Source organism: Streptomyces sp. NPDC005866 (assembly GCF_040629895.1).
Lineage (GTDB): Bacteria > Actinomycetota > Actinomycetes > Streptomycetales > Streptomycetaceae > Streptomyces.
The window spans coordinates 352,344-358,437 of the sequence record NZ_JBEXWP010000002.1 but is presented as its reverse complement, the minus strand read 5'-3'; the positions used below and the strand labels follow the sequence as shown (position 1 = coordinate 358,437).

The window sequence follows — 6,094 nt, the reverse complement described above, 5'->3', positions numbered from 1 at the left end:
TCCGCGCCCCTGTCGGGGCGCCTCCGTCTATGCGGACAGTTGCGCGCCGTCGTGGTTGCTCGCGCAGTTCCCCGCGCCCCTGTCGGGGCGCCTCCGCCCGTGGAGACAGTTGCGCGCCGTCGTAGCTTGTCGCGCCCCTTACGGGGCCCTCTACGACTGGGTGTCTTCCGGGATTGATACCAGCCAGCGGGTGGCCTTGCGGGGGCGGAGGTACAGGGCCCAGTAGAGGGTTGCCGCAGCTGTGATGCCGCCTGTCCACAGGAGGTAGCTCGTTTCCTGCTGGGTGAGGATGTAGGCCAGGACGGCGATTAGGAGGACCGGCATCGTCGGCCACAGGGGCATCCGCCAGGCCGGGGTGTGCTTGTGGGCGCCTCGGCGGGCCAGGAGGGCGGCCACGGCCACCAGGAGGTACATGCCGGTCACCGAGACGCCCGTCACGCCGTACAGGGTGTCCAGGTTGACGAAGCAGAGCAGGGCGCCGGGGACGCCGACCGCGAGCGTGGCCACCCAGGGGGAGCCGAAGCGGCCGAGTCGGGAGAGGGCCGCGTTGACCGGGATGGGCCATGCCTTGTCGCGGGCCGAGGCGAACAGGACGCGGGAGTTCTGGATGACCATGACGATGCCCGCGTTGATGATCGCGAGGGCCACGCAGAGGCTGACGAACGTGCCGACCGCGGAGTTGGACCACGCCGTCACCATGCTGCTGATGTCGCCGCCGGTGAGTTCCTTGATGTCGGACGCGCCCATGGTGATCGCCGCGACCGGGACCAGGATGATCACCGTGGAGATCGCGAGGGTGGCGAGGACCGTACGGGCGACGTTGCGGCGCGGGTGCTCCAGTTCCTCGGAGAGGTAGACCGCCGTGGAGAAGCCCTGGGTGACGAAGAGGGCGATCGCCAGGCCGGAGACCACCAGCATCGCGGTGACGGTGGTGGCGTGGCCTCCCGCGTCCGCCACCTGCATGGAGGTGAGGCTGCCGGCTCCCCGGTGGCTGTGGGAGAAGCCCAGCACGGCCACCACGCCCGCCGCGATGACCTCGAGGACCAGGAAGACGCCCGTGATCCAGGCGTTCGCCCGCAGGTCCAGGAGGCCGGCGAGGGTCGCGAGGAGCATCACGCCGGCGCCGGTCACCGACGGGTCCAGGTGGGCGATCGGGGCCAGGTAGTCGGCCGTGCCGATCGCGATCACCGGGGGCACGATCATCACGACGAGGAGGGAGAGGACGAAGACCAGCCAGCCGGCCAGGCGTCCCGCCATCGTCGAGACCATCGCGTACTCGCCGCCCGCGCTGGGGATGAGCGTGCCCAGCTCCGAGTAGCAGAACGCCACGGCGATACAGAGGAGGGAGCCGATGGCGATCGTCAGGGCGGTGGCGGTGCCGAGGGAGCCGAACAGGTCGGGGACGACCACGAAGAGCGTCGAGGCGGGTGTCACGCAGGAGAGGGTCAGGAGGGTGCCGCCGACCACGCCGATGGAGCGCTTGAGCGTGTTGGGACTGTCGGACGCCTTTGGGAGGGCGGTCTCGGCAGGGCGGAGCGTGTCGGTCATGCGGCGGTTCCGATCGACTCGTGCGGATGCCTCCGGCGGTTGGGCTGCGCTGCATGGAACCCCGACGAAAACCGCTGCGTCAATGGCTGTTCACCTTCGGATTCCGCACTCTTAAGGCGGCCGGGGTCACATCACTTTCGCAGGGCCCAACGCCCCAATGAGGCAATCACCAAGCTCCTTGTGCGCATGACCTTGCATTCGAAGGTCATTCACCAAGAGGGCCTAAGTCACCCGTTTCATCCCGTCAACACGGGAACCGCAGCACGGCTGACAAAAAAAGTTGAGGCCGTCCGGTATCCGGACGGCCTCGACTGGGTCAGTCGGTCATGCTCAGTGGTTGCGGGGGAAGCCCAGGTCGACGCCCGCGGGGGCTTCGGACGGGTCCGGCCAGCGGGTCGTGACGACCTTGCCGCGGGTGTAGAAGTGGGTGCCGTCGTTGCCGTAGATGTGGTGGTCGCCGAAGAGCGAGTCCTTCCAGCCGCCGAAGGAGTGGTAGCCGACGGGGACCGGGATCGGGACGTTCACGCCGACCATGCCGGCCTCGATCTCCAGCTGGAAGCGGCGGGCGGCGCCGCCGTCCCGGGTGAAGATCGCGGTGCCGTTGCCGAAGGGCGAGGCGTTGATGAGGGCGACACCGTCTTCGTAGGTGTCCACGCGCAGCACGCACAGCACCGGGCCGAAGATCTCGTCCTGGTAGGCCTTCGCGGACGTGGGCACGTTGTCCAGCAGCGAGATGCCGATCCAGTGGCCGTCCTCGAAGCCGTCCACCGTGTAGCCGGTGCCGTCCAGGACGACCTCGCAGCCCTCGGCGGCCGCGCCCTCGACGTAGGAGGCCACCTTGTCGCGGTGTACGGCCGTGATCAGCGGGCCCATCTCCGACGTCGGGTCGTTGCCGGGGCCGATCTTGATCTTCTCGGCGCGCTCGCGGATCTTCTCCACCAGCTCGTCGCCGACCGCCCCGACGGCGACCACGGCGGAGATGGCCATGCAGCGCTCGCCCGCCGAACCGTAGGCCGCGGAGACGGCGGCGTCGGCCGCCGCGTCCAGGTCGGCGTCGGGGAGGACCAGCATGTGGTTCTTGGCGCCGCCCAGGGCCTGCACGCGCTTGTGGTTCGCGGAAGCGGTGGTGTGGATGTAGCGGGCGATCGGCGTGGAGCCGACGAAGGAGACCGCCTTGACGTCCGGGTGATCCAGGAGGCGGTCGACGGCCACCTTGTCGCCGTGGACGACGTTGAAGACGCCGTCCGGGAGCCCCGCCTCGGACAGCAGCTCGGCGATCTTGATCGACGCCGACGGGTCCTTCTCGCTCGGCTTGAGCACGAAGGTGTTGCCGCACGCGATGGCCATCGGGAACATCCACATCGGCACCATCGCCGGGAAGTTGAACGGCGTGATGCCCGCGACCACACCGAGCGGCTGGCGGATCGAGGAGACGTCCACCCGGGTCGCCACCTGCGTGGACAGCTCGCCCTTCAACTGCACGCTGATACCGCAGGCCAGGTCCACGATCTCCAGGCCGCGGGCGACCTCGCCGAGCGCGTCGGAGTGCACCTTGCCGTGCTCGGCGGTGATCAGCTCGGCGATCGCGTCCCGGTTGGCGTCCAGCAGGGCACGGAAGCGGAACAGGATCTCCGTGCGCTTGGCCAGCGAGGACTGGCCCCAGGTCACGAAGGCCTCCTGGGCGGTGCGGACCGCCGCGTCGACCTCGTCGACGGACGCGAACGCGACCTTCGTGGTGACCGCGCCGGTGGCCGGGTCGGTGACCGGCCCGAAGGTGCCCGACGTGCCTTCGACGGACTTGCCGCCGATCCAGTGGTTGACGATCTTCGTCATGACCGGTTACTCCTTCACAGATGGCGGCGTCGGGTCGAGACGTGCCGTTCGTACAGCTCACGTGCCTTGACCGCGGACGATCGGGTCGCGGTCTCGGCCACAGGTACATCCCACCAGGCCTGCGCGGGAGGCGGGCCCGACACAGTGTCGGCCGTTTCGGTCTCCACGTAGACACATGTGGGAGTGTCGGCGGCCCGCGCCTCGGCGAGCGCCGAGCGCAGGTCACGGACGGTCTTGGCGCGCAGTACGCGCATGCCGAGGCTGGCCGCGTTGGCGGCGAGGTCGACGGGCAGCGGGGCACCGGTGAAGGTGCGGTCGGCCGAGGGGAAGCGGTACGCGGTGCCGAACCGCTCGCCGCCCACCGACTCGGACAGTGCGCCGATGGAGGCGTAGCCGTGGTTCTGCACCAGGAGCACCTTGATGGCTATCCCCTCCTGCACGGCGGTCACTATCTCGCTCGGCATCATCAGATACGTGCCGTCGCCGACCAGCGCCCACACGTTCCGCTCCGGCGCCGCGAGTTTCACCCCGATGGCGGCCGGGATCTCGTAGCCCATGCACGAGTAGCCGTACTCCACGTGGTACTGGTCGCACGACCGGGTCCGCCACATCCTGTGCAGGTCGCCGGGGAGGGAGCCGGCCGCGTTGATCAGTATGTCCGTCTCGTCGACGAGCGCGTCCAGGGCGCCGAGGACCTGCGGCTGGGTCGGCCGGGCGTCCGGCTCCTCGGCCTCGTAGCAGGCGTCGACGCGCTGCTCCCAGCGCTCCTTGTCCTCGGTGTACTCGCTGACGTACGAGTCGGCCACGCGGTGGTCGTGCATCACCAGCGCCTCGGTCAGTTCGGCGAGGCCGCTGCGGGCGTCGGCGATCAGGGGCAGGCCGGCGAGCTTGTGGCCGTCGTAGGGCGCGATGTTGAGGTTGAGGAAGCGGACGTCCGGGTTCTCGAAGAGGGTGCCGGAGGCGGTGGTGAAGTCGGTGTAGCGGGTGCCGACACCGATCACCAGGTCCGCGGTGCGGGCGAGTTCGTCGGCGGTGGCCGTGCCGGTGTGGCCGACACCTCCGACGTCCTGCGGGTGGTCACAGCGCAGCGAACCCTTGCCGGCCTGCGTGGAGGCGACCGGGATGCGGGTGGCCTCGGCGAACTCGGCGAGGACCGCCTCGGCACGGCTGTGGTGGACACCGCCGCCCGCGATGACCAGGGGGCGGCGGGCGCTCCTGACCGTCCGTACGGCGGCGGCGAGTTCGACGGGGTCGGCGCCCGGCCGTCGTACGGTCCACACCCGCTCGGCAAAGAACTCCGCCGGCCAGTCGTACGCCTCGGCCTGGACGTCCTGCGGGAGGGCCAGCGTCACGGCACCGGTGTCGACGGGGTCGGTGAGCACGCGCATGGCCTGCAGGGCAGAGGGGATCAGCTGCTCGGGGCGGGTGACCCGGTCGAAGAACCTCGACACCGGGCGCAGGGTGTCGTTGACCGACACTTCGGCGGCATGCGGGACCTCGAGCTGCTGGAGGACCGGGTCGGCGGGGCGGGTCGCGAAGACGTCGCCGGGGAGGAGCAGGACCGGGAGGTGGTTGACCGTGGCGAGGGCCGCGCCGGTGACCAGGTTGGTGGCGCCGGGCCCGACGGAGGTGGTGACGGCGTGCGTGGCGAGCCGGTTCGACTGACGCGCGTAGCCGACGGCCGCGTGCACCATGGCCTGTTCGTTACGGCCCTGGTGGTACGGCATGTCGTCCGCGTACTCCAGGAGCGCCTGGCCGAGCCCGGCCACGTTGCCGTGGCCGAAGATGCCCCAGGTGGCGCCGATCAGGCGGCGGCGCTCGCCGTCCCGTTCGGTGTACTGGGCGGCGAGGAATCGGACGAGCGCCTGCGCGACGGTGAGCCGTATCGTCATCGATACCCCTCTGCGCTTTCTACGTGGGCCGGCTGGAAGCAGATCCGCCACTCCCGCGTCTCACCCGGCCCCGCCATGACGTTCAGGTAGTACATGTCGTGACCGGGCTGCGCGATCGACGGGCCGTGCCATCCGTCGGGGACCAGCACGGCGTCGCCGGAGCGGACCTCGGCGAGGACGTCGGTACCGCCCTCACGGGAGGGGAATACGCGCTGATAGCCGAGACCGTTCGGTCCGTCGATCTCGAAGTAGTAGATCTCCTCCAGCTCCGACTCCTCGCCGGGCCGGTGCTCGTCGTGCTTGTGCGGAGGGTACGAGGACCAGTTGCCGCCGGGGGTGATCACCTCGACGGCGATCAGCTTGTCGCAGTCGAAGGAGTCGGCCGAGGCGAAGTTGCGCACCCGGCGGGCGCTGGTGCCGCCGCCGCGTTCTTCGACGGGTACCTCCGGCGCGGGGCCGTAGCGGGCGGGGAGTCGTCGCTCGCACTTCGCTCCTGCCAGGGCGAAGCGGCCTCCCGCGCCGGAGGCGATCTGGACCTGGGTGTCCCGGGGCACGTACACGAAGTCGGAGACTCCGGCGAACACGCTCTCCCGGCCCAGGATCTGGAACTCTGTTCCCTCTGTTCGCACCGTACAACCGCCTTGTAGCGCAAGGATGATCCACTCACTGTCCCCAGTGGTGAACAAGTGGCTACCGCCAGGCGGCAGTTCGACGATCCGGAGGCTGCTGTGCGCCCAGCCGGCCCGCTTGGGGTCGATGTCGAGCGCGTACTGGGCGTTCGCGGTCGAACCCTTGCTCAGGTGCAGCTCGTTGGTCGTCAT

Annotated in this window: 4 protein-coding genes; all 4 read right to left on the bottom strand. The window is 69.7% G+C overall.

Features of this window, described 5'->3' with window-relative positions; all coding sequences use genetic code 11:
- Positions 1-150: 150 nt before the first annotated feature.
- The 4 genes from ABZ396_RS04100 to iolB all read right to left on the bottom strand — a co-directional run bounded on the left by ABZ396_RS04100 (position 151) and on the right by iolB (position 6,094).
- On the bottom strand, positions 151-1,548 hold the full coding sequence (locus ABZ396_RS04100) for an APC family permease (protein WP_358917010.1): 1,398 nt from the start codon (positions 1,546-1,548) through the stop codon (positions 151-153).
- A 330-nt stretch (positions 1,549-1,878) separates the two neighbouring features.
- Positions 1,879-3,381: a CoA-acylating methylmalonate-semialdehyde dehydrogenase gene (gene mmsA / locus ABZ396_RS04095; RefSeq protein ID WP_358917012.1), complete on the bottom strand. Its 1,503-nt coding sequence runs from the start codon at positions 3,379-3,381 to the stop codon at positions 1,879-1,881.
- Between the two features lie 14 nt (positions 3,382-3,395).
- The gene (gene iolD / locus ABZ396_RS04090; protein ID WP_358917014.1) at positions 3,396-5,273 is read right to left on the bottom strand and encodes a 3D-(3,5/4)-trihydroxycyclohexane-1,2-dione acylhydrolase (decyclizing); all 1,878 of its coding nucleotides are present in this window, start codon (positions 5,271-5,273) and stop codon (positions 3,396-3,398) included.
- Complete coding sequence (gene iolB / locus ABZ396_RS04085; RefSeq protein WP_358917016.1) at positions 5,270-6,094, bottom strand: 5-deoxy-glucuronate isomerase; 825 nt, start codon at positions 6,092-6,094, stop codon at positions 5,270-5,272. The genes iolD and iolB overlap by 4 nt, the downstream gene beginning before the upstream one ends.

Bases quoted from the DNA above. Each gene is read 5' to 3' on its own strand.
- mmsA (WP_358917012.1), bottom strand. From the start codon at position 3,381: ATGACGAAGATCGTCAACCACTGGATCGGCGGCAAGTCCGTCGAAGGC.
- ABZ396_RS04100 (WP_358917010.1), bottom strand. From the start codon at position 1,548: ATGACCGACACGCTCCGCCCTGCCGAGACCGCCCTCCCAAAGGCGTCC.
- iolB (WP_358917016.1), bottom strand. From the start codon at position 6,094: ATGACGACCAACGAGCTGCACCTGAGCAAGGGTTCGACCGCGAACGCC.
- iolD (WP_358917014.1), bottom strand. From the start codon at position 5,273: ATGACGATACGGCTCACCGTCGCGCAGGCGCTCGTCCGATTCCTCGCC.